General features: G+C 64.9%; 18 protein-coding genes. 4 read left to right on the forward strand and 14 right to left on the reverse strand.

The features are described 5' to 3' along the window. Nucleotides 1-170: 170 nt before the first annotated feature. From pgeF to B5F88_RS14030, 5 genes are all read right to left on the reverse strand, one after another. Nucleotides 171-983 carry a peptidoglycan editing factor PgeF gene (gene pgeF, locus B5F88_RS14010; RefSeq protein ID WP_087347398.1) on the reverse strand — a complete coding sequence of 271 codons (813 nt, stop codon included), beginning with the start codon at nt 981-983 and terminating at the stop codon, nt 171-173. Between the two features lie 29 nt (nt 984-1,012). After that, nucleotides 1,013-3,760 (reverse strand): preprotein translocase subunit SecA, encoded by a 2,748-nt coding sequence (secA, locus tag B5F88_RS14015; protein WP_087347400.1) that lies wholly within the window; start codon nt 3,758-3,760, stop codon nt 1,013-1,015. 130 nt (nt 3,761-3,890) lie between these two features. Next, entirely contained in the window at nt 3,891-4,721 is an 831-nt protein-coding gene (locus B5F88_RS14020; protein ID WP_242959804.1) for a QueG-associated DUF1730 domain-containing protein, read from the reverse strand. Continuing rightward, entirely contained in the window at nt 4,708-6,231 is a 1,524-nt protein-coding gene (gene murE, locus B5F88_RS14025) for a UDP-N-acetylmuramyl-tripeptide synthetase (RefSeq protein WP_087347401.1), read from the reverse strand. The genes B5F88_RS14020 and murE overlap by 14 nt, the downstream gene beginning before the upstream one ends. A 33-nt stretch (nt 6,232-6,264) precedes the next feature. Continuing rightward, entirely contained in the window at nt 6,265-6,474 is a 210-nt protein-coding gene (locus B5F88_RS14030) for a helix-turn-helix transcriptional regulator (RefSeq protein ID WP_242959805.1), read from the reverse strand. Nucleotides 6,475-6,543: 69 nt separating this feature from the next. Here B5F88_RS14030 and B5F88_RS14035 point away from each other — a divergent pair, with 69 nt between their 5' ends. After that, complete coding sequence (locus B5F88_RS14035; RefSeq protein WP_087347405.1) at nt 6,544-6,819, forward strand: hypothetical protein; 276 nt, start codon at nt 6,544-6,546, stop codon at nt 6,817-6,819. Here the strand turns inward: B5F88_RS14035 and B5F88_RS14040 are convergent. The 6 genes from B5F88_RS14040 to B5F88_RS14060 form a co-directional block, all read right to left on the reverse strand. Continuing rightward, nucleotides 6,798-7,499: an amino acid racemase gene (locus B5F88_RS14040; RefSeq protein WP_242959806.1), complete on the reverse strand. Its 702-nt coding sequence runs from the start codon at nt 7,497-7,499 to the stop codon at nt 6,798-6,800. The genes B5F88_RS14035 and B5F88_RS14040 overlap by 22 nt on opposite strands. Continuing rightward, complete coding sequence (locus B5F88_RS14045; RefSeq protein WP_087347409.1) at nt 7,499-8,707, reverse strand: ATP-grasp domain-containing protein; 1,209 nt, start codon at nt 8,705-8,707, stop codon at nt 7,499-7,501. The genes B5F88_RS14040 and B5F88_RS14045 overlap by 1 nt, the downstream gene beginning before the upstream one ends. Continuing rightward, entirely contained in the window at nt 8,697-8,906 is a 210-nt protein-coding gene (locus B5F88_RS21110) for a hypothetical protein (protein WP_191400143.1), read from the reverse strand. Before B5F88_RS21110 ends, B5F88_RS14045 begins: the two co-directional genes overlap by 11 nt. Nucleotides 8,907-8,932: 26 nt before the next feature. Continuing rightward, nucleotides 8,933-11,161 (reverse strand): bifunctional (p)ppGpp synthetase/guanosine-3',5'-bis(diphosphate) 3'-pyrophosphohydrolase, encoded by a 2,229-nt coding sequence (locus B5F88_RS14050; RefSeq protein WP_087347411.1) that lies wholly within the window; start codon nt 11,159-11,161, stop codon nt 8,933-8,935. Nucleotides 11,162-11,191: 30 nt separating this feature from the next. Further along, entirely contained in the window at nt 11,192-13,267 is a 2,076-nt protein-coding gene (gene recJ / locus B5F88_RS14055) for a single-stranded-DNA-specific exonuclease RecJ (protein WP_087347413.1), read from the reverse strand. A 112-nt stretch (nt 13,268-13,379) separates the two neighbouring features. After that, nucleotides 13,380-14,420, reverse strand: a complete 1,041-nt coding sequence (locus B5F88_RS14060) for a M42 family metallopeptidase (RefSeq protein ID WP_087347415.1) — start codon at nt 14,418-14,420, stop codon at nt 13,380-13,382. A gap of 67 nt (nt 14,421-14,487) precedes the next feature. Between B5F88_RS14060 and ybaK the strand changes: the two genes are divergently transcribed. Beyond that, nucleotides 14,488-14,961 carry a Cys-tRNA(Pro) deacylase gene (gene ybaK / locus B5F88_RS14065; protein WP_087347418.1) on the forward strand — a complete coding sequence of 158 codons (474 nt, stop codon included), beginning with the start codon at nt 14,488-14,490 and terminating at the stop codon, nt 14,959-14,961. A gap of 7 nt (nt 14,962-14,968) precedes the next feature. Here the strand turns inward: ybaK and B5F88_RS14070 are convergent, their stop codons facing one another. Next, entirely contained in the window at nt 14,969-16,546 is a 1,578-nt protein-coding gene (locus tag B5F88_RS14070; protein WP_087347421.1) for a potassium/proton antiporter, read from the reverse strand. A 177-nt stretch (nt 16,547-16,723) separates the two neighbouring features. On the opposite strand from B5F88_RS14070, the gene B5F88_RS14075 reads away from it, so the two are divergent. Beyond that, a complete protein-coding gene (locus tag B5F88_RS14075; RefSeq protein ID WP_087347423.1) occupies nt 16,724-17,554 on the forward strand; it encodes a DUF4358 domain-containing protein in 831 nt (276 codons plus the stop codon). 90 nt (nt 17,555-17,644) lie between these two features. After that, nucleotides 17,645-18,115: a hypothetical protein gene (locus B5F88_RS14080; protein WP_087347425.1), complete on the forward strand. Its 471-nt coding sequence runs from the start codon at nt 17,645-17,647 to the stop codon at nt 18,113-18,115. 42 nt (nt 18,116-18,157) lie between these two features. On the opposite strand, the gene ftsH is transcribed toward B5F88_RS14080, so the two are convergent. Continuing rightward, nucleotides 18,158-20,041 (reverse strand): ATP-dependent zinc metalloprotease FtsH, encoded by a 1,884-nt coding sequence (gene ftsH, locus B5F88_RS14085; RefSeq protein ID WP_087347427.1) that lies wholly within the window; start codon nt 20,039-20,041, stop codon nt 18,158-18,160. A 173-nt stretch (nt 20,042-20,214) separates the two neighbouring features. Next, nucleotides 20,215-22,241: hypothetical protein (locus B5F88_RS14090; RefSeq protein ID WP_087347431.1), on the reverse strand; the 2,027-nt coding region annotated here is incomplete at its 5' end.

Raw genomic sequence — 22,241 nt, forward strand, 5'->3', positions numbered from 1 at the left:
GCCCTTTCGCGTCCTGCGCCCCCATCCGTCTATGTGACAGGGTGGCGCGGGGCGTTTTTCTATCTTCTGGAGGAGTGTGAAATCATGAGTCTGAAATACACCTGCCCCGTCCACGGCACACCCCTCCAGCAGCAGGCAGAGGGCCAGCAATAAAATGGACAGCCCTTTTCTCATAGCAGCGCGATCATGGCGGCCTGGCTCCCCCGCTGGCCGTGGGTATAGCGGTGGGACCAATATTTCTCCGGCAGACAGGAGGTGCAGTCGGCCGACACAGCGATGTGCTCGGGGGCCAGCCCCGCCCCCTCCAGCCGCTTGGCGTTGAGGGCCTTCAGATCCACATGGAACTTGCCGGTGGGCAGCACCTGGATGCAGTGGAGGGCGGAGGCCCCCATGGACTCGGTCATGGCGTTGGGCACGTCCTCGTGGGTCTCAAAGCAGCACTTGGAGATGCCGGGGCCGATGGCGGCCAGGATGTCCAGCCGGTCGCAGCCGTAGCAGTCCACCATCCGCTCCACCGCCCGGGTGACGATGCCCAGGGCGGTGCCCCGCCAGCCGGCGTGGACCGCCCCCACCACCCTGCGCACCGGATCATAGAGCAGGATGGGCAGGCAGTCGGCGGTAAACACGGTGAGCACCACGCCGGGGATGTCGGTCACCAGGCCGTCGGCCTGCCAGGGCTCCCCCTCGTCCAGGCCGATGCCCAGATCGGCGGTGGTGACCGGGCGCACCGTGTCCCCGTGGACCTGGCTGGCGCACACAACCCCCTTCAAGTCGGCGCCGATGGCGGCGCAGAAGCGGCGGTAGTTTTCTTTCACCTTGTCCGGGTCGTCTCCCCGGTTCATCCCCAGATTGAGGGAGGTGTAGATGCCGTCGGACACGCCCCCCAGCCGGGTGGAAAAGCCGTGGGCCACGCCGCCGGCGGCTTCAAAGCCGTCGGCGGCAAGGTACACCAGGCCGTTTTGATTGTGTTCAATGATGTTCACGGAGTTCCTCCATTTAGGGCGGTCAATACTCAATCTTCCTCATGCATGCCGCAGCACTTCTTGTACTTCTTGCCGCTGCCGCAGGGGCAGGGGTCGTTGCGGCCCACCTTCTTGCCCTTCTTCACCGGCTGCTTCTTCACGGTGCCGTCGGCCCCGGCGCTCTCGCCGGTGACCTTGGCCACCCGCTCCCGCTTGACCTGGCCGCCCACCTGGACCCGGGCCAGGAAGATCCGCCGCAGGGTCTCCTCCTGGATGGCGGCGATCATCCGCTCAAACATCTCGTAGCCTTCCCGCTTGTACTCCACCACCGGGTCGTTCTGGCCGTAAGCCCGCAGGCCGATGCCCTGGCGCAGCTCCTGCATGGCGTCGATGTTGTCCATCCAGTACTCGTCCACCACCCGGAGCATCATCACCCGCTCCAGCTCCCGCATCAGGGGCTCGCCCAGCTCCTGCTCCTTGCGGGTGTAGACGTCGGTGGCCCGCTCCCGCAGCAGGTCGATGAGGCCCTGGGCGTCATAGTTCAGCAATTCCTCGTCGGTGAATTTGAACTCGTCGGGGGTGAGGAACATGCCCCGGTACTGAGCGCACACCTCCCGCCAGTTCTCGGCGTCCATGTGCTTGAGCTCGCCCATGTGGGCGTTGACCTCGTTGGTGATGACGGTGGTGATCATGTTCTGCACCGATTCCTTCAGGTTCTCCCCGTCCAGCACCTTGCGGCGCTGCTCGTAGATCACCTGACGCTGAGTGTTCATCACGTCGTCGTACTCCAGCACGGTTTTCCGGGTCTGGAAGTTCCGGGACTCCACCTGCTTCTGGGCGTTCTCAATGGCGTTGGAGAGGATCTTGGCGTCGATGGGGGTGTCCTCGTCCACGCCCAGCTTCTCCATCATGCCCATGACCCGCTCGGAGCCGAACAGGCGCATGATATCGTCCTCCAGGGAGAGGAAGAACTTGCTCTCGCCGGGGTCGCCCTGACGGCCGGCACGACCCCGCAGCTGGTTGTCGATGCGGCGGGACTCGTGGCGCTCGGTGCCCAGGATGAACAGGCCGCCCACGGCCCGGACCTTCTCGGCCTCCTCCTTGATCTCATCCTTGTACTTGGACTCCGCCTCGGTGAACATCCGCCGGGCGTCCAGGATCTCCTGGTTGTCGGTCTCGGCAAAGCCGGTGGACTCGGCAATCAGCTCGTCGGACAGGCCGGCCTTGCGCAGCTCGGCCTTGGCCAGAAATTCCGCGTTGCCGCCCAGCATGATGTCGGTACCACGGCCGGCCATGTTGGTGGCCACGGTGACCGCCCCCAGCTTGCCGGCCTGGGCCACGATCTCGGCCTCCTTCTCATGGAACTTGGCGTTCAAGACGTTGTGCTTGATGCCCCGCTTTTTCAGCATGGCGGAGAGCTCCTCCGACTTCTCGATGGAGACGGTGCCCACCAGCACCGGCTGGCCCTTCTGGTGGCAGGCCTCGATCTGGTTGACGATGGCCCGGTACTTGCCCACCTCGTTCTTGTACACCACGTCGGGGTGGTCGATGCGGGCCAGGGGCTTGTTGGTGGGGATCTCCACGATGTCCAGGGCGTAGATGGTGCCGAACTCCTCCTCCTCGGTCATGGCGGTACCAGTCATGCCGGAGAGCTTGTTGTACAGGCGGAAGTAGTTCTGGAAGGTAATGGTGGCCAGGGTCTTGGACTCCCGGGCCACGGTGACGTGCTCCTTGGCCTCAATGGCCTGGTGGAGGCCCTCGGAGTACCGGCGGCCGAACATCAGGCGGCCGGTGAATTCGTCCACGATGATGACCTCGCCGTCCTTCACCACGTAGTCGATGTCCCGCTTCATCAGACCCCGGGCCTTGATGGCCTGGTTGATGTGGTGGGACAGGGTGGTGTTCTCCGGGTCGGCCAGGTTCTCCAGCTGGAACTGCTGCTCGGCCTTCTTGACGCCCCGGGCGGTGAGGGTGACGGTGCGGGCCTTCTCATCCACGATGTAGTCGGCGTCCACATCGGGGTCCTCTTCCTCCTTGGTGTCCACGCTGGTGACCCGCTGGCCCTTCAGGCGGGAGACAAAGTCGTCCACAATGGTGTACAGCTGGGTGGACTTGTCTCCCTGGCCGGAGATGATGAGGGGGGTACGGGCCTCGTCGATGAGGATGGAGTCCACCTCGTCCACGATGGCGAAGGCGTGGCCCCGCTGGACCATCTCGGTGGCGTAGATGCACATGTTGTCCCGCAGGTAGTCAAAGCCGAACTCGTTGTTGGTGCCGTAGGTGATGTCGGCGGCGTAGGAGGCCTTGCGGTCCTTGGGCTGCACGTCGTGGATCACCAGGCCCACGGTGAGGCCCAGGAAGCGGTACACCTTGCCCATCCACTCGCTGTCGCGCTTGGCCAGGTAGTCGTTGACGGTGACGATGTGGACGCCCTCGCCGGCCAGGGCGTTCAGGTAGGCGGGCAGGGTGGCCACCAGGGTCTTGCCTTCGCCGGTCTTCATCTCGGCGATGCGGCCCTGGTGGAGGATGATGCCGCCGATGAGCTGTACCCGGTAGGGCTTCATGCCCAGCACACGCCAGGCGGCCTCCCGGCAGGTGGCAAAGGCCTCGGGCAGGATATCGTCCAGGCTCTCTCCGTTCTGGATGCGCTCCTTGAATTCCGGGGTCTTGGCCTTGAGCTGCTCGTCGGTGAGCTTGGAGTACTCCCCGTCCAGCGCCTCAATTTTGTCCACAATGGGTCTAATGGCCTTGAGCTCCTTCTCCGAGCTGGTACCAAACAGTTTCTTCAGCAGTCCCATGGATCACGTTCACCTTTCTTATTCCTCTCCGGGCGGAGCCGGGCGTATTGTGCCAATATCGGTCTCTTAGTATATCATAGAACCCCCTGATAAAAAAGGGGAAATTGTGAACAAATCCCCCCCGTTGGCCCTACTCCCCCCGGAGCTCCAGGTTGCGGCGCAGGGGGGCGGGGCCCCGCCAGGCGAAGGACCGGTCCCCATACTTCTCCCGGAAGGTGCGGTTGGTCAGCCCCGCCAGGTCGGCCCCGGTGAGGGCATCCAACAGCCCCTCCCGGAATTCCGGCAGGGGGGTAAGGGCGGGGCGGGCATTGTAGGGGCAGGCCCGCTGACAGCAGTCGCACCCCCAGATCAGGGGATGGGCTTTCAGCAGGGCTGCCTCCTCCGCTGTCAGCTCCCCCTTCTTCTGGGTCAGCTGGGACAGGCAGCGGGAAGGGTCCACGCCTCCCTCCCCCAGGGCCCCGCCGGGGCAGGCGGACCGGCACCTGCCGCAGTCGGTGCAGCCGGGGGACGGGGTACGCTCCGGCAGCTCCAGCACGGCGTCGGTGAGGATGGTGCCCAGAAACACATAGGAGCCATATGGGGGCAGGATCACCAGGCCGTGCCTCCCCCGCATGCCCACGCCGCACCGCCAGGCCGCCTGCCGCTCCGGCAGGGGGGAATTGTCGGCGGCGGGCAGAAACCGGCCATTTTCGTATTTTTCCTTCAAAAAATCACAAACCGTATTCAACCTTCGGGTGACCACGGTATGATAATCCAGTCCCCGGGCGTAGAGGGACAGGTTGCCCCCCCGCTCCCCGGCGTAATAGGGGAAGGCGGCCACCAGCACGGTCCGGGGGTTGGGACACAACTCCTCCGCCTTCTTCACGGCCTCCCGGGTCATGTCCTCCGCCAGTTCTGAAAACGGCAAGCCGCCCCAGGCGGCGGCGCCTGCGGCGGCAAAAGCCTTATCAAGACCGTTCACGGTCGTATTTCTCCAGGGCGTGCTGGGCCAGGGTGCCGTCGGGGATACAGGGCTCCGGGCCGTTCTTCCGCTTCTGGTAGACCTCGCACCCCTTCCCCGCCAGCAGCACCACGGCGGGACGCTGGGCCTCCAGAATGGCGGTCTCCACCGCCCGCTCCCGGTTGGGGATCACGGTATAGTCCTTGTTCCAGCGCTTGAGGAACACCCCGATGTCGGCGCAGATGTCCTCCACCTCCTCCGGGCCGGGGTCGTCCTCGGTGAGGATGATCCGGTGGGCAAACTCCCCGGCGGCGTTGCCCATGCCCTCCCGGCGGTCGATGCCCTTGCCGCCGGTGCAGCCGAAGAGCACCGTCAGCTGGCGGTCGGGGTACTCCGTCCGCACAGACCGCAGGGCGTTGCGCAGGCTCATGCCGTTGTGGGAGTAGTCCACAATGACGGAAATCTGGTTGTCCGCGCTGGTGTAGTGCTCCATGCGGCCGGGGACAAAGGCCTTCAGCAGGCCCTCTTCCACCGTCTCATAGGGGATGTGGTAGGCCTCCGCCACGGCCACGGCGGCCAGGGCGTTTTCCACATTGAACAGGCCGGGGGTGGAAATGGCCAGCTCCCCCTCGTACCGGGGGGTACGGACGTGGAAGGCGATCCGGTTGCCCTCCTTGCGCACGTTGGTACCATACACGTCGGCGGCGGGATTCTTCTGGGAGAAGGTGAGCACCCGCTCACACCGGGCGGCGGCCGCCGCCACCTGGTCGGCGTGGTCGCAGTCCATGGAAATGCAGGCGGTTTTCGCCTGCTTGAAAATGAGCAGCTTGGATTGGAGGTAGTCCTCCAGGTCGGGGTGCTCCACCGGGGAGATGTGGTCCTCGCCGATGTTGAGAAACACCGCGCACGTCAGGTCCACCCCGATGACCCGGCCGTACTTCAGCGCCTGGGAGGAGACCTCCATGGTGAGGTAGTCCGACCCGGCGGACACGGCGTTGGACAGGTGCCGCTGCAGATCCAGGGGCTCGGGGGTGGTGAGCTTGGCGGTCTTGCGCTCCACCCCGTCGTCGGTGACGATGGTGGACAGCAGCGCGCTCTCCCGGTGGCCCCGGGCGGCCAGCCAGGTGTCCACAATGGACTTGATATAGTAGGCCGTGGTGGTCTTGCCCTTGGTGCCGGTGATGCCGGTGATGGACAGCTTGCCCGAGGGATGGCCGTAGAAGAAGTCGGCCAGCAGGCCCATGGCCCGCCGGATATCGGTCACCCGCAGGCAGGGCAGGGGGATATTGGGGTAGGGCTGCTCACTGACATACACAAAGGCCCCGCTGTCCATGGCCTGGCGCAGGTAGTCCTCCTTGAATTTGGCCCCCTTGCACACAAAGAGGGTGCGGGGGATCACCACCTGGGAGTCGCAGGACACCAGGGACACCGGAGCGGTCAGGTCGGCGGGGATGGGCCCCTGGTCGGCCAGCAGGTCATGGCGCAGCAGCAGCTGCACATAGTCGCCCAAAGGCAGGCGGGTGTTGCTCATGTTTCTTCACCACCATGTGAAAATGTAAGAATGTTACGGCTGCTCGGTGCGCCCCAGCAGATAGTCGGCGCTGACCCCAAAGAAGTCCGCCAAGGCTGCAATGGTGGGCGCCATGGGCTCCCGCTCATTCTTTTCGTAACGGCAATAGGAATTAAACGAGATCCCCACCGCCTCCGCCACATCTTTTTGGGCAAGTCCCTTTTGCTTTCGCAGCAGCAGCAGCCGTTGTCCTAAGATTTCCATAGTACACCTCTTGACATCACCCATTTGGGGGAACTATAATCAGAGTATCACCCAATTGGAGGAAATACAATGGATGACTTTCTGCGGCATATCTATACCGACATATTGGACCATCTGGAGATAAAGGACCCGGAGTACGGGGAAAATCTGCGGTACGCAGCCCTGCAGTACGACACGCTGCTCCAGACGCTCCCCCCGGAACAGGCGTCCCATCTGCGGGACTATCAAGGTATGACCGCCCTGGCGGGTCAGCGCAAAGAGGAGGCGGTTTTCCGCTCCGCCTTTCAGGCGGGGCTTTATCTGGGCTCCCTTGCCCGGCCGCCTTACACCAGGCGCAGCTTGTAGCCGCAGGCGGTGATGCACCGCTGGGCCAGCACGTCCATGGCGTCCAGGTAGTAGTCGGGCAGGCCGTGGTAGGTGCGGTAGACGGAAAGCTCCGTGCAGCCCAGGATGGCCCCGTCGCAGCCCGCCTGCCGGAGCCAGCGGTCGATGGCGGCGAATTTCTCCCGGGAGCCGGTCTCGCCCCGCTTGATCTCGTCGTATATGATGCTCATAACCAGCTTCTGGATGTCCTCCGGCGGGGAGAGGGCCTCAATGTTCCGGGCGTCGCACTCCTTCTGATAGATGCCGGTGCGGACGGTACCGTCGGTGGCCAGGATGCCCACCTTCTTTTTTCCCTCCTCCGCCAGCACCCCCACGGTCTCCCGGGGCATGTGGATGAGGCGGAGGGACAGCTCTCCCTGCAGCCGGTCGGCAAAGTAGTGGGAGGTGTTGCAGGGGATGGCCAGCACGGTGCAGCCCCCCCGCTCCAGCAGCCTGCCCCCTGCCAGCAGCCGCTGGAAGCAGCCCTCCGCGTCGCCCCCCAAAATGGCGGCGGTGCGGTCGGGCATGGCGGTGTCGCTCCAGATCAGGGTGGGCAGGTGCTCCTGGTCGCAGGCGGCGTCGGTGCGGTCCAAAATCCGCTGGTAAAAATCCTGGGTGGCCTGGGGTCCCATACCCCCCAGGATGCCGAGGCGTTGTTCCATTATCTCACCTTTTCCATGCAGGAGGCATACCAGCCCACATACCGCCGCTGGCCCTTTAAAATCCGCAGTTTGTGGATCAGGCCGTTGTCCTTGTTGTAGAACAGAGGGTTGACCACGGCGTTGTGGGCCCGCAGGGCCTGCATTTCCTCATGATATCTGGGGTTTACATAATCATAGGCCACCTTGGGAGGGATCACCCACCACAGATGGCGGTTTTTGGTGATGGTAAGCTCACAGGGCTTGCCCTCGATGCGGTCCTCCACCAGGTACCTGGCCAGGTTGTACCCCGCGCCGGTGACATAGTAGTTGCTCCGGCCCTGGCGGCAGTTGATCTCAAAGGCCTTGAACTTGCCGTCCCGCTGGTCGTACTTGATGTCGAAGTTGGAGAAGCCGGTGAACTGAATGGCCTCCAGGAAGCTTTTCAGCTTTTCGCACAGCTCAGGCTCGGGCTCGGTGATGATGACGGCGTGATTGCCGATGGCATGGCCGGTGTGCTCCTCCAGCAGCACGTGGCCCACGCACATGAGCCGCACCTTGCCGTCGGCGCCGGAGTAGTTGGTAACCACCCGCATGTAGCTGTCGTCCCCGGGGATGAAGTCCTGGATGATCAGGGCGTCCTCATACCCCGCCTCATAGATCTGGTCGATGACCTGGTTCACCTCTTCCCGGGTCTGGAGGACATAGGCCTTCTTCTGGGTGGGGAAGGGGTGCTTCCAGTAGGTGTCCGACTCGGCGGGCTTGACCACAAAGGGACCGCTGAAAGGCAGGGCAAAGCTGTGGCCCATACCCTTATGGTATACCACGGTGGCGGGGTGATCGATGCCATATTTGTCGCACAGCTCGTAAAATTTCTCCTTGTGGATCAGCCCCTCCAGCACGGAGAGCTCCACATAGGGGGCGATGACGTTCTCCGGATAGTTGGGCAGATTGGCGGAGATGGCGTTGAGGTAGTTGTCCCCGCAGCCCAGCACCAGAATCTTCTTGTCCGGGTGCTCCCTGGCCACCTCGGACACGTTTTTCAGCACCTGCCCCACGGTGTCGTTGTTGGGCCGGATGCGGTAGTCGATGATCTTGCTGCCAGCGCACACGCTGGCGGCAAACATACCGAACACGACGCTCTTTACCCCGTAGGCCTCATGGAAGGCCCGGGCCATGCTGTAGGCGTTGATATCCGCGCCCAGCAGCACGGGCACAAACTCAGTTGACATAAAAACAACTCGCCTCCTGAAAGCTGATCTCATACCAATCCTGGCCCAGGGGCTCCACCCGGGCCGGGTAGTCCGCCGCCAGGCGGCGGGCCTGTTCTGGGGTGAGGCGGAGCTCCCGCAGGAGCACCTCGCCCCCCCGGAAGCACTGGGACACCAGCGCGTCCAGGATGGGGTCCGTGGTATTGGCTTGGCTGGTCATAATCTCTCTCCTTTACGGCGGCGCGCCTATCCGGCCGCCCGCTTGACCTGGTACACGCCCTGGATCTGGCCCAGCTTGTTGATGACGGCGGTGAGCTCGGACTGGTTTTTCACCTCCAGCACGATGTTCACGTTGGCGTAGCCGTCGGGCATGGACCGGGCGGACAGGCTGGTGGTCTTGACCTTGGCCGCCGACAGGACCATAGCCACGTCCAGGGTGAGGCCGTCCCGGTCCTTGGCGGACATCTCCAGGCTGGTGCGGTAGGAGGCCAGCTCTCCCTCGGCCCAGCGGACCTGCACCCACCGGCCCGCCTCCTCCGGCTTGCGCCGGGCGGGGTCGGCGTTGGGGCAGTCGCAGCGGTGGACCGACACGCCGAAGCCCCGGGTGATAAAGCCCACCACCGGGTCCCCGGGCACGGGGGTGCAGCACTTGGCGAACTTCACCAGGCAGTTGTCGATGCCCTCCACAATGATGCCGCTCTGGTCCTTCTTGCCGTTTTTCATGGGGGCGGGGGGCGGATTGCCGGTGGCGGGGTAAATGGAATCGTCCGGCATCTCCCGCTCGGCGGCGGCCTGCTCGGCGTGGAGGCGGTTGAGCCGGGCCATCTCGTCCTTGACCCGCACCACCGCCTTCTGGGCGGACATACCGCCGTAGCCGATGGCGGCGTACAGCTCGTCCAGGGAACCGAAGCGCACCTTTTTCAAAATAAAGGGCAGCACGTCCTCGGCGGTGATGGCCGCCAGGGACAGGCCCATGTGCTTGAGCTCTGACTCGAAGGAGGACCGGCCGGTGGCGATGTTCTCCTCCCGCCGCTCCTTTTTGAACCACTGACGGATCTTGTTGCGGGCCTCGTTGGACTTGCAGATCTTCATCCAGTCCCGGCTGGGGCCGTGGGCCGACTTGGAGGTGATGACCTCCACAATGTCGCCGTTTTTCAGCTGGGTGTCGAAGGTGACCATCCGGCCGTTGACCTTGGCCCCCGTCATGTGGTTGCCCACGGCGGAGTGGATGTTGTAGGCAAAGTCGATGGGGGTGGCTCCGGCGGGCAGGTTGATCACGTCCCCCCGGGGGGTGAACACGAACACCTCGTCGGAGAACAGGTCCACCCGCATGGTGCGCACAAATTCCTCGGCGTCCACGTCCTGCTGGCTCTCCAGCAGCTTGCGCACCCACTCGAAGGCGGCCTCGGTGCCCAGCTTGGCGTTGGCCATGCCCTGCTTGTACTTCCAGTGGGCGGCGATGCCGTATTCCGCGGTGCGGTGCATGTCCCAGGTGCGGATCTGCACCTCGAAGGGGATGCCCTCCCGGCCGAACACGGTGGTATGGAGGGACTGGTAGCCGTTGGGCTTGGGGGTGCCGATGTAGTCCTTGAACCGGCCCAGCACCGGCTTGAACATGTCGTGCATCACGCCCAGCACATTGTAGCACTCCGGGATGTCGTCCACGATCACCCGGAAGGCGTACAGGTCGAAGATCTCGTCCATGGTCTTGTTCTGGGCGTACATCTTGCGGTAGATGGAGTAGGCGTGCTTCACCCGGCCGTAGATGGTGCAGCGGATGCCCTCGGCGTCCAGCCGGTCCTGGATGCGCTTCTGCACCGAGGCCATAAACTCCTCGTGGGCGGCGGACCGGGCGGCCAGCTCGTCGGCGATCTCCTTGTAGCCCACCGGGTCCAGGTAGCGCAGGGAGGTGTCCTCCAGCTCCCACTTGATGCGCTGCATGCCCAGACGGTGGGCGATGGGGGCGTAGATCTCCATGGTCTCCAGGGCCTTTTCCCGCTGCTTTCTGGGGGACTGGTACTCCATGGTGCGCATGTTGTGCAGCCGGTCGCAGATCTTGATGAGGATCACCCGGATGTCCTTGGCCATGGCCATGAGCATCTTGCGCAGGTTCTCCATCTGCTCCTCTTCCTTGGAGGTATACTGCACCCGCGTCAGCTTGGTGACACCCTCCACCAGGTCGGCCACCGTGGCGCCGAAGAGCTTGGCAATCTCCTCATGGGTCACCCCTGTGTCCTCAATGCAGTCGTGGAGGAGGGCGGCGATGATGGAGTCGGTGTCCAGCTCCAGCTCGGCCACGATCTCGGCCACCGCCAGGGGGTGGGTGATGTAGGGCGAGCCGTCCTTGCGCAGCTGGCCGGAGTGGGCGTTGTCGGCAAAGGTAAAGGCGTTGAACAGCCGCTGGGCGTCCAGGGACGGGTTATAGCTTTTGATTTTATCTTCCAGCGCCTGATAGCGCTCCAGAATGGGGTCCATACAGGCACCTCCTGTTTCTTGAAATAGGGCTCACCGGGACAGGCCGCCCATCTCCCGCAGGCGGCGGAGGATCCAGGAGGCCTCCAGGTCCACCTTGCCCTCCACCGGGCACAGGGCGATATGGAGATGGTCGGTGGTGTGCTCGAGCTGGATGAGCCCCCGCTCGTCAAAGACCTCCAGGCACACCAGGGTGCGCATCACGGTCTCCCGCTTTCCGGCGGAGCGGGCGATGTTCCGGGCCAGCCGGTGGGCGGTCTCTTCCAGGGGGTTGGGCTGGGCGTGGCCCTGCAGATAGCGCCAGAGCACCACAAACTCCTCCCGGCTGGGCAGCAGGGCGGCCGCCTCCGCGGGGGTCAGGCTCTCCCCCCGGCGGAACTTCTCGTACAGCGCCCGCTCGGCCTGGGCCCGGGTGAGGGCGGGCCGCAGGTCGCACAGCTGGAGCTGGACCGACCGCCAGCCCCGGTATTCGTTGACCTGGGGGGTAAAGGCCGCGTCCACCCGCTCCCCCACCGCCACCCCGGCCTCCGCCGCGGTGGTGGAAAAGAAGATGGCGTCCAAGCTCCGTCCCCCGGCGGACAGCTTCAGCTTCAGGTGCCGACCGCCGCCCACCTCGCTGAGGGCGGTGACCATGCAGCCGGACAGGGAGAACACCGGCTTGGGGTTGCCGGCCCCGCAGGGCTCCAGCAGGTCCAGGCCCTCCACCTCCTCCAGCGTGAGCAGGTCCAGGTCCTCCACCTCGGCGTCGATGTCCAGGGCGGCCACCATCTCTTTCCCGCCGGTGCAGGCGCATACATAGTCGTTCATGGCCTGGGCGAAGGCGGGGATGTTCTCCTCCAGAATGGTGAAGCCCGCCGCCAGCGCGTGGCCGCCGAAGCTTTCCAGCAGATCGGTACAGTGCTCCAGGGCGGCGAACAGGTTGAACCCGGCGAAGGATCGGCAGGAGCCCTTCCCCTTCCCGTCCTGCAGGCAGATCATGAAGGTGGGGCAGGAATACCGGTCCGCCAGGCGGGAGGCCACAATGCCCACCACCCCCTGATGCCATTGTTCCCCGGCCAGCACCAGCGCATACCGCCGGTTTTGGGGCAGGGCCTGCACCAAGGGGATACACTGGTCATAGATCTCCGCCTCGATGGCCTGCCGCTCCCGGTTGAGCTGGCACAGCTCCACCGCCAGCTCCTCCCCCCGGGCGGGGTCGGCGGTGAGCAGCAGCTCCGCCGCCAGATTGGCCCGTCCCATCCGGCCGGAGGCGTTGAGCCGGGGGGCCAGGGTGTAGCCGATGGCCACCGAGGTGAGGGGCCGCTCCTCCATGCCCGCCTGCCGCAGCAGGGCCTTCAGCCCCGGCCGGGCGGTGTGGCGCAGGACCTCCAGCCCCAGGCGCACAATGGTGCGGTTCTCCCCGGCGAGGTTCATCACGTCGGCCACCGTGCCGATGGCCGCCAGGTCGGCGTACCGCTCCAGCAGCTCCCGCTGCCGGTCCGGCCCGCCCAGGGCCAGCACCAGCTTCAGGGCCACCCCCACTCCCGCCAGGCACTTGAAGGGATAGGGGCAGTCGCTCCGGTGGGGGTCCACCACCGCCATCGCCCGGGGGAGCTGGGCCTTGCACTCATGGTGGTCGGTGATCACCAGGTCCATTCCCAGCTCCCGGGCGTAATCGGCCTCCTCCACGGCGGTGATGCCGCAGTCCACTGTCACCACCAGGCGCACCCCCTCCTGACAGAGGGTGTCCAGCGCCTCCCGGTTCAGGCCGTAGCCCTCCTCCAGCCGGTCGGGGATATAGGGGAGCACCTCTCCCCCTTCCCGCCGGAGAAAATCCGTCAGCAGGCAGGTGGAGGTGATGCCGTCCACGTCATAGTCGCCGTAGACCGCGATGCGCTCTCCCCGTTCCAGGGCCTGGGCCACCCGTCCGGCCGCCCGGTCCATGTCCCGCATCTCCATGGGATCCTGGAGCTGGCCCCGGTCCGCCGCCAGGAAGGCCGCCGCCTTCTCCGGGGTGTCCAGACCTCTGGCGTACAGGGCCAGAGCGGCCAGGGCGGTAAAGCCCGCCTCCTCCAGCACCCGTCTGCGCTCCAGCGGGCAGGACGCCCGGTTCCACTGTTTGTATTTCATAGGCAGCACTGCCCTCCCGCACTCAAAATTACCCTTTATTATATCAAATACCGTACATTATGACAAGGGGCCTGTCCGTTTCCGGCAGGCCCGCTTGTATGCATCCGTCTTGTCAGCCCAGCTCCAGGTAGAGGCCAATCAGATCAACCGTGGCCTTCAGCCCGTCGAAGTGGGTCCGCTCCATGCCGTGGGAAGCGTGGACGCCAGGGCCGATCAGGGCCCCTCTGGCGTCCATACCGGCGCGCCAGGCGGCCGCCACGTCGGAGCCGTAGTGGGGATAGATATCCACAGCGTAGTCCACCCCGTTCTCTTTGGCCAGGGATACCAGGCGGCTCACCATTTCATAGTCATAGGGGCCGTTGTTGTCCTTGGCGCAGATGGACACCTGATATTCCGTGCAGTTCAGATCGTCCCCCACGCAGCCCATGTCCACCGCCAGCAGCTCGTCCACCGGCGGCAGGGTGGCCCCGCCGTGGCCCACCTCCTCGTGGACGGTGAAGCACACCTGGGTATCGTACCGGGGGCGCACCTGGGCAAAGTGCATCAGCCGCAGCAGCACCAGCAGGCAGGCGGCGCTGCCCTTGTCGTCGATGAACCGGGATTTGAGAAATCCGCTCTCGGTGACGGTGGTTTTGGGGTCGATGCACACAAAGTCCCCGGCGGCGATGCCCAGAGCCTCCACGTCGGCCTTGCTCTTCACCTTTTCGTCAATGCGCACCGCCAGATTTTTCTCGTCCCTGGGCCGGGTGGCGGCGTCGTCAAAGACGTGGGCGGCGGGGGACAGGGACAGAATGGTGCCGGTGTATTTCTTCCCATCCCGGGTATAGATCCGGCAGTATTCCCCGTCCAGGGTGGGCAGAATGGGCCCTCCCACCTTGGTGATCATCAGCATCCCGTCGTCGGTGATGGAGCGCACCATCAGCCCCAGGGTGTCGATGTGGGCGCACAGGCCCACCGTCTTTCCCTTCTCCCGGCCGGGCACCGACACGATGAGGGAGCCCTTGTTGGTGCGCCGGGTGGCGTAGCTGTGGTCCCGGGCGATCTGCTCGGCCTCCCGCACCACGTTATGAGTAAAACCGCTGGGGCTGTCAATGGACAGCAGCCGCTGGGCAATGTTCAGCAGCTGCCCCCGGCATCCCTGGGTATCCAGCATTTGCATCCTCTCCTCTGTTGTAGTAAGATGTCCTTATCTTATACCAGATCACAGGAGAGATGCAACCATGTCGGAAGAAAAGACCAACGTCATGCGGGTGCTGGACCAGAAAAAGACGGCCTATACCCCCCACTGGTTTGACCCCAAGGGGTCGCTGGACGGCGGCACCGCCGCCGCGCTGCTGGGGAAGGACCCGGCCACGGTATGCAAGACCCTGGTGACCCAGGGGGCCAGCAAAAAGTATTATGTATTCGTCATCCCGGTCCTGAAGGAGCTGGACCTGAAGGCGGCCGCCAAGGCGGTGGGGGAAAAGTCCATCGAGATGATCAAGCAGGCCCAGCTGCTCCCCCTCACCGGATATATCCACGGGGGGTGCTCCCCCATTGGGATGAAGAAGCAGTTTCCCACCGTTCTGGACCAGAGTGTGGAAAACCTACCCACCGTCACGGTGAGCGCTGGGAAAATCGGCTGCCAGGTGGAGCTGGCGCCTGGGGAGCTGGCCGCTCTGGTGCGGGCCTCCTTTGCCCCGGTGGGCAAATAGCGGCTGCTCAGCGGGCCTCCTCCGCCTCGGCCACCACCAGCATGTCCCCCGGCTGGAGCACGGTGCTGCCGGTGGGGATCATGGTCTCCAGGCCCCGCTTGATCAGGATGATCAGGCGGGGCTTTCCTGTTGCAATCTGGCTGACGGACTGGTTGGCCCACTTGTGGCCCCGGTCCACCGCCACCTCACGCAAAGAAAGGTTCCCCCGCCCCTCAAAGGCCCGGGCGGCCAGCACCAGCCGGTCCCCCTCCTGCACGCGGGTGTCTCCCCGGGGGACGATGGCTGTCCCGCCCCGGTCCACCATAGCCACCAGCAGCTGGGCGGGCAGCCTCAGGGCGCTGAGCTCCTGGCCGCACCAGGGATGGCCGGCGTCCAGCCGGACCTCCACAAAGTCGATGTCGCTCTCCTCCTGGTAGTCGGTGAAGGTCTTGCCCACATCGGCGCTCTGATCCGTCATGGACAGCCTGCCCGCCACCCAGGGCAGCAGGGTACCCTGAATGGCCATGGACAGCAGCACCACGCAGAACACCAGGTTGAACAGGTCGTATTGCATGTCGATACCGCTGAGGACGGCGGAGATGGCGAACACGATGGAGGCCGCCCCCCGCAGCCCCGCCCAGGCGGTGACCCCGATCTGCCCCCAGGGAGCGCGGAAGGGGAGCAGCAGCACGGCGCACACCAGGGGCCGGGCCGCCAGGGTAAGGAAGGCCATGATAGCCAGGGCGGGCAGCAGCACCGCCGGCAGCTGCACCGGGGTGACCAGCAGGCCCAGCAGGAAGAAGATGAGCACCTGGGCCACGTGGGTGAGCACGCCGAAAAAGTAGACCTGGTAGCGCTTTTCCACCAGATTGGTGTTGCCCAGCCAGATGCCGCACAGGTACACGCTGAGGTAGCCGTTGCCCCCCGCCACCGCCGGCAGGGCGTAGGCCAGCAGCATGACGGCGAACAGGCACACCGTCCGGCTCTGCTGGGAGGAAAACAGGTCCTGCCGCAGCAGCCAGGCGGCTCCCGCCCCCAGCAGCAGCTGCTTGGCCAGCAGCAGGGGCAGGGACAGGTCCCGGCCCGCCAGCATGGTGAGCACCACGGTGGTAAGCATATAGGAGATGGGGTCGTTGGAGCCCGACTCCATCTCCAGCAGGGAGTCGGTGTGGTGCTTCAGGGCCAGCTTTTTGGACCGGAGGATGCTGAACACCGAGGCGGCGTCGGTGGAGGAGATCACCGAGCCGATGAGCATACTCTCCAGCCAGGGCAGCTCCAGCGCAAGGTGGGCAAAGAGGCCCACCGCTCCGGCGGTGCCCGCCACCCCCAGGGTGGCCAGCACTCCCGCCTGCACCGCCACCGGCCGGGCGGCCTTCAGGTTGGTGCCGAAGCCGCCGTAAAACATGATGATGACCAGGCTGAAGGAGCAGATGAGGTTGACCCCCGCATAGTCGTCAAAGGGAATGCGGAACAGGCCGTTTTCCCCGAAACACATGCCCAGTCCCAGAAAAATCAGCAGAGACGGCACCGCCAGCTTTTCCAGAAAGCGGTCCATCAGAATGCAGATGAGGATGACGGCTCCAATGAGCATCAGCGCGCCATTCATGGTTTTTTCGCCACCTTTCGTCCCATATCATCGTGTATTTACTCTTTATTGTACCAGAAAACGGGGCGGCGCGCAAGCCGCCCCGGCTGGGCTAAAAATTTTTGGCCAAAGAGGGAACTTTTTCAACTGCCGCTCGTCTATGTGACTGTTATATGAAACCGCAAAGGAGAATTTGCTATGAAAAAACTCGGCGCCGCCGCCCTTACCCTGGCTCTGGCCGGGGCCATGACCGTCCCCGCCTTTGCCGCGGAGGACCTGCTGATCTCCCCCAATCCCAACGCCTACGCCACCTCCATCACCCTGAACGGGGAGACGCTGGACACCACCGGCGTGCCCGCCGCCAGCCGGGCCGACCTGCTGCCCATGCGCCTGGTGGCCGAGGCCGACCACGGCTCCGCCTACTGGGACGAGGAGAACAACGAGGGCTGGTTCAACTTCGGCCAGGACAAGATCACCGTCCAGTTCGAGGCCAACACCATCCTGGTCAACGACGTGGCGGTGAACACCACCGCCGAGGTCGTGGGCGGCGTGACCTACGTGCCCGCCGCTGTGCTGGAGGGGCTGGAGGGCTTCTCCGTCACCGTGGAGGACAGCTCTGTCACCATCACCACCCCCAACAACGACCCCATGGTGAAGCTGGCCTACTCCATTATGGAAAACAGTGAGATGTATGGCATGCGCACCGATGAGGAGACCCTGGCCGAGGCCTACCAGTTCCCCGTGGACCAGTTTGAGCAGGTGGTGGCCTTCTTCCCCATGATCACCAGCCCTGACACCATCATTGTGGGCAAGCTGGCCGAGGGGGCCGACGAGAAGGTGGTCACCGACGCTCTGGAGGCCTACCGTCAGAGCCAGGAGGACACCTTCTCCTGGTACCTGTCCCAGCACCTGCCCAAGGTGGAGGACGCCCGCACCGTGATCAAGGACGGCTATGTGTTCTTCTTCATCGGCGAGAAGGCCGACGAGGCCGAGCAGATGTTCGCCGACTACGTGGCGGCTCAGGCATAAGTACCCCCACAGCAGCAAGGCCCCGGCTTTTGCCGGGGCCTTGTTTTTTCCACACCGGGCCGCTATAATGTGAAAAAAGGAGGGATCTCCATGGACCAAGCCCAATCCCTGACCGCCCCCCAGGCGCTGGAGGAGCTGCGCGGCTGCTACGACGCCTTTATTCAGAAGCTGGAAAAGAGCCAGGCCTCCAGCGTGGGGGAGGTCATGGGCCGTTTCTTCCGCTCCCAGGGAAATCTCAGGGTGGCCTACGCGGTGGAAGAATTTGACGCCGCCCTCACCCAGCAGGTGGCCACCCTGGCCGGGCTGCTGGCAGACTGTCCGGCGGAGGAGGCCGGGGAGCTGGCGGCTCAGGCTCTGGAGCTGATGCTGTTCTACCCCATCCCGGCGGACAACAACATTGCCTTTTCCCTGGCGGCCTTTGAGGGGCGGGCCCAGCCGCTGGTGGCCTTTCTCCCCCCTCCCCGGCGGCAGGAGACCGCGCGCCGGTACGCCAAACGCACGCCCCCCCGGCGGATGTTCCCCAACCAGCAAAAGCTGTGGAAGGAACTCTCCCTTCTGTGACAAAACTCCGCCCCGCAACATTGCGGGGCGGAGTTTTTGTCCTTATTTCTCCTCCAGCAGGGACATGAACTCCTCGCCGGTGATGGTCTCCTTTTCCAGCAGATAGCCCGCCAGCCTGTGGAGCTGATCCTGGTGGTCCTTCAACATGGCCAGGGCCTTCTGGTGGGCGGCCTTTACGGTGGCCACCACCTGCTTGTCGATCTCCGCGGCAGTCTCGGCGGAGCAGGTCAGGGAGGTGTCGCCCCCCAGGTACTGGTTCTGTACCGTCTCCAGGGCCACCATATCGAACTGCTCGGTCATGCCGTAGCGGGTGATCATGGCCCGGGCCAGCTTGGTGGCCTGCTCGATGTCGTTGGAGGCGCCGGTGGTGACGTTGTCCGGCCCGAAGATCAGCTCCTCGGCGGCCCGGCCGCCGGTGAAGGTGGCAATCTTATTGATCAGCTCCGCCCGGCTCATGAGATTGCGCTCCCCCTGGTCCACCTGCATGGTGTAGCCCAGGGCCCCGGATGTGCGGGGAATGATGGTGATTTTGGTCACGGGGGCGGAGTGGGTCTGGAGGGCGGCCACCAGGGCGTGGCCCACCTCGTGGTAGGACACCAACTTCTTCTCCTCCGGGGAGATGACGGCGTTTTTCCGCTGGGCGCCGGCGATGACGGTCTCCACGCTCTCCTCCAGGTCGGCCTGGGTCACGGTCTTGCGGCCCTGCCGCACCGCCCGGAGGGCGCCCTCGTTGACGATGTTGGCCAGCTCCGCGCCGGAGGCCCCGGCGGTGGCCCGGGCAATGGCGTCCCAGTCCACATCGCCGTCAATATGCACATGCTTGCCGTGGACCTTCAGGATAGCCGTCCGGCCCTGGAGGTCGGGCAGCTCCACCCGCACCCGGCGGTCAAACCGGCCGGGCCGCATGAGGGCGGGATCCAGGCTCTCGGGCCGGTTGGTGGCCGCCAGCAGCACCACGCCCTTGCTGGAGTCGAAGCCGTCCATCTCGGCCAGCAGCTGGTTCAGGGTCTGCTCCCGCTCATCGTTGCCACCGTAGCCGCCGGTGTCCCGCTTCTTGCCGATGGCGTCAATCTCGTCGATGAACACGATGCAGGGGGCCTTCTCCCCCGCCTGCTTGAACAGGTCCCGCACCTTGGCGGCCCCCATGCCCACGAACATCTCCACAAACTCCGAGCCGGAGATGGAGAAGAAGGGCACCTTGGCCTCCCCGGCCACCGCCTTGGCCAGCAGGGTCTTGCCGGTACCCGGCGGGCCCACCAGCAGCACACCCTTGGGCAGTTTTGCGCCAATCTCGGCGTATTTCTGGGGGTTGTGGAGAAAGTCCACCACCTCCATCAGAGCGTCCTTGGCCTCATCCTGGCCCGCCACGTCGGCAAAGGACACCCCGGTGGAGGCCTCCTCCACATAAATCTTGGCGTTGGCCTTGCCGAAGGTCATGGCGTTGCCCATGCCGCCGGGCATGCCGCCCCCCATCCGCTTCATCATGAAGCGGGAGAGCAGCTGTCCGATGAGCAGGAAGAAGAAGATGGGCAGAATCCAGCTCACCAGGAAGGAGATGATGGGGTTGGCCTGGGTGGGAATCTCGGCGGTAAAGACGATGTCCGGGTCCTCCCGCAGCTGATTGAGCAGCCGCTGGCCGTCGTCCGGCCACACGCCGGTCTTGTAATACCCCTCCCGGCCGTTTTCATCGGTGCCGATGAAGATGGTCTCCCGGCTGTCCTCATCCAGGGCCACCTGGCTCACCTGGTCGCTGTCCACCATGGTGAGGAACTGGCTGTAAGGCACCTCATAGACCTGCCGCTCCAGCACCGAGGGGAAAAACAGGGCGTTGAGGAGCATCAGGGCGATCAGGGCCAAACAATAGTAAAAAATCAGCGGTTTTTTGGGCGGCGAGGGTTTCTGTTCCGGCTCTTTGACCTCTTTCATAATTTTATTCCTCCGTAGTCCGAAATTTATTTTCTATACGAAACATATGGTATGCCTTCCGCTGAAAAAAGTCAACGGCCTATCAGCAGGATTTACATATTGTTCACAGCCGCAGGAAAATTATGAATGATTTGCAAAAGGGCCCGTCCTGAAAGAGGACGGGCCCTTGGGGCTCAGTATTTGTTGACCATGCCGGAGATCAGCGGGGTGGGCACCAGCCACATGATGAGGAACACCAGCAGGTTGCCCGCGGACAGGGAGGCATAGGAGCACACAAAGGTGAGGTAGAAGGCCAGCACCAGTCCGGCCACCGCCCCCAGGCTGGCCAGCACGGCGGCCACCCGCACCGCCCGGCGGAGCCGGACCGCCCCCACCACCGCCTCGGAGTAGGGGGCCACCCCTTCCCGGCAGAGGACGGCGGTCAGGATGTCGCTGTGCTCCTGGTCCTCGTCAGACAGCTCGATACGCCGCTCGGCGGCTGGGAACTCCATCTTGTCCACCGGCAGCTTGAACCGCTGGCGGAGCATGGCGGGGATCAGGTTAAAGTCCCGGGTGGCCATGACGGGGGTGATCCGGTTGCGGATGAGGCTGTTGAGGGAGGGCTCCAGAGTGCCGTGGAGGGTATAGCTCAGGGCGAAGATGCCCGCCAGCTCCCCATCGATGGCGCAGAACACAGCGTTTTTCACGTTGAGGCCGGGGGGCAGGGGAATCTCCATCAGGTGCATGAAGGCCGACGAGCCCACCAGCACCTGCTGGTCCCGCACCAGGGCGGACAGCCCCCCCTCATAGCTGTAGAACTGGGACACCCGGCGGTAGACGCAGCCCTGGGAGCGGAGCAGGTCGTGAAAGATCTTGTCCAGCCCGCAGCCCGACTCCTTGATCAGGCTTGCGGTATTGGCCACCACCTTGTCCACCGGGAAGTCCCCAAAGACCTTGATGCCGTTGAGGGCCACGCAGCCCGGCGGGAAGAAGTCGGTGTCGGTGAGCAGGATGCCGCTGCCGCCGGTGGCGGTGACCCCGTCCCAGCCGGCGATGGCGGCTCCCGACTGGCTCAGCCGGCGGCACAGGGGCAGCCAGGGCAGGGAGAAGCACAGGGCACCCGACAGGGAGGTGGAGGCGGTGAGGGTGGCGGACAGGCACCACAGCAGCCGCTCCGGGGCCCCCCGCCCGATGGAGGCCACCACGCTGAGCAGCAGGCAGGCGATAAGCAGCAGGGGGACCACCCGCTGAAAGATCCGCTCTGCCCCGTCGCTGGCCTGCATCTGCCGTCCGAAGCCGATGGGCTCCCCCGACCACTTGGCGTAGGCCTCCCGGCCGTTCCATTTCCCCTCGTCCAGGGTCACCAGATAGGGGTGGGAGGCGGAGGCCGCCGTGCGGCAGGCCAGCCGCTGGCCCCGGCGCTTGCGGGCGGTGCCCTTGAGCAGCAGGGCCAGCCCCAGCACGATGGCGGCGCAGTAGGGCATCTCCCCTTCCCGGCTGTCCAGCTGGAACATGGTCAGCGCGTCGGCCAGGGTGGCGGCGCTGGCAAAGGCCAGCAGGGTGTCCATGCCGAACTCCAGCCGGAACACCCGGAACAGGCCACGGAGCAGTCCGTCCAGCCCCAGCAGCATGGCCAGGACCTGGAGTCCCGCCAGGGCCCACACCCGCATCTGGGGGGTGAGCAGGGCGGGATAGGGCAGCAGCTCAACCGACAGGTAGAGGGCGGGGAAAAAGAGCAGCAGGGTCAGCGTGCCCCGCACCCCCAGGGACTTGAGGCCTTTGTTGTACCGCCGGGCCAGGTCGCCGGCGGGCAGATCGGGGGCGGGAGGCGGCTGGCGGCGGGCACGGCGCTCCCGCCGGGGCCGCTCCGGTTCCTCCTCCTCGTCGGTGCCGGGGATATAGGCCTCCGCCCGGCGCACCTGCTCGTCGTGCTCCTTCCCCTCCTCCTCGTACATATGAGAGGCGTAGTCGTCCGCCCGGCGCACCAGACGGTTGAGCTTTTCGGCGATGGGGTTGTCGGCGGCGGGGCCCTCCTCCCCCGGAAACTCCAGCACCTTTTCGTCCCGGCGGGGCGGCTGCTCTTCCTCCTCGGGCTCCTCCTGCCGGGTGGGGGCGGCCTGCCGCTCCACCGGGGGGCCGTCCGGCCGGAACTCAGGCGGCTCGGCCTGACGGCTGCCGGGAAACTCCACCACCCGGCAGGAGGAGCCCGAGGAGGAAGAGC

It is taken from the genome of Flavonifractor sp. An306, assembly GCF_002159455.1.
Taxonomy (GTDB): Bacteria; Bacillota; Clostridia; order Oscillospirales; family Oscillospiraceae; genus Flavonifractor.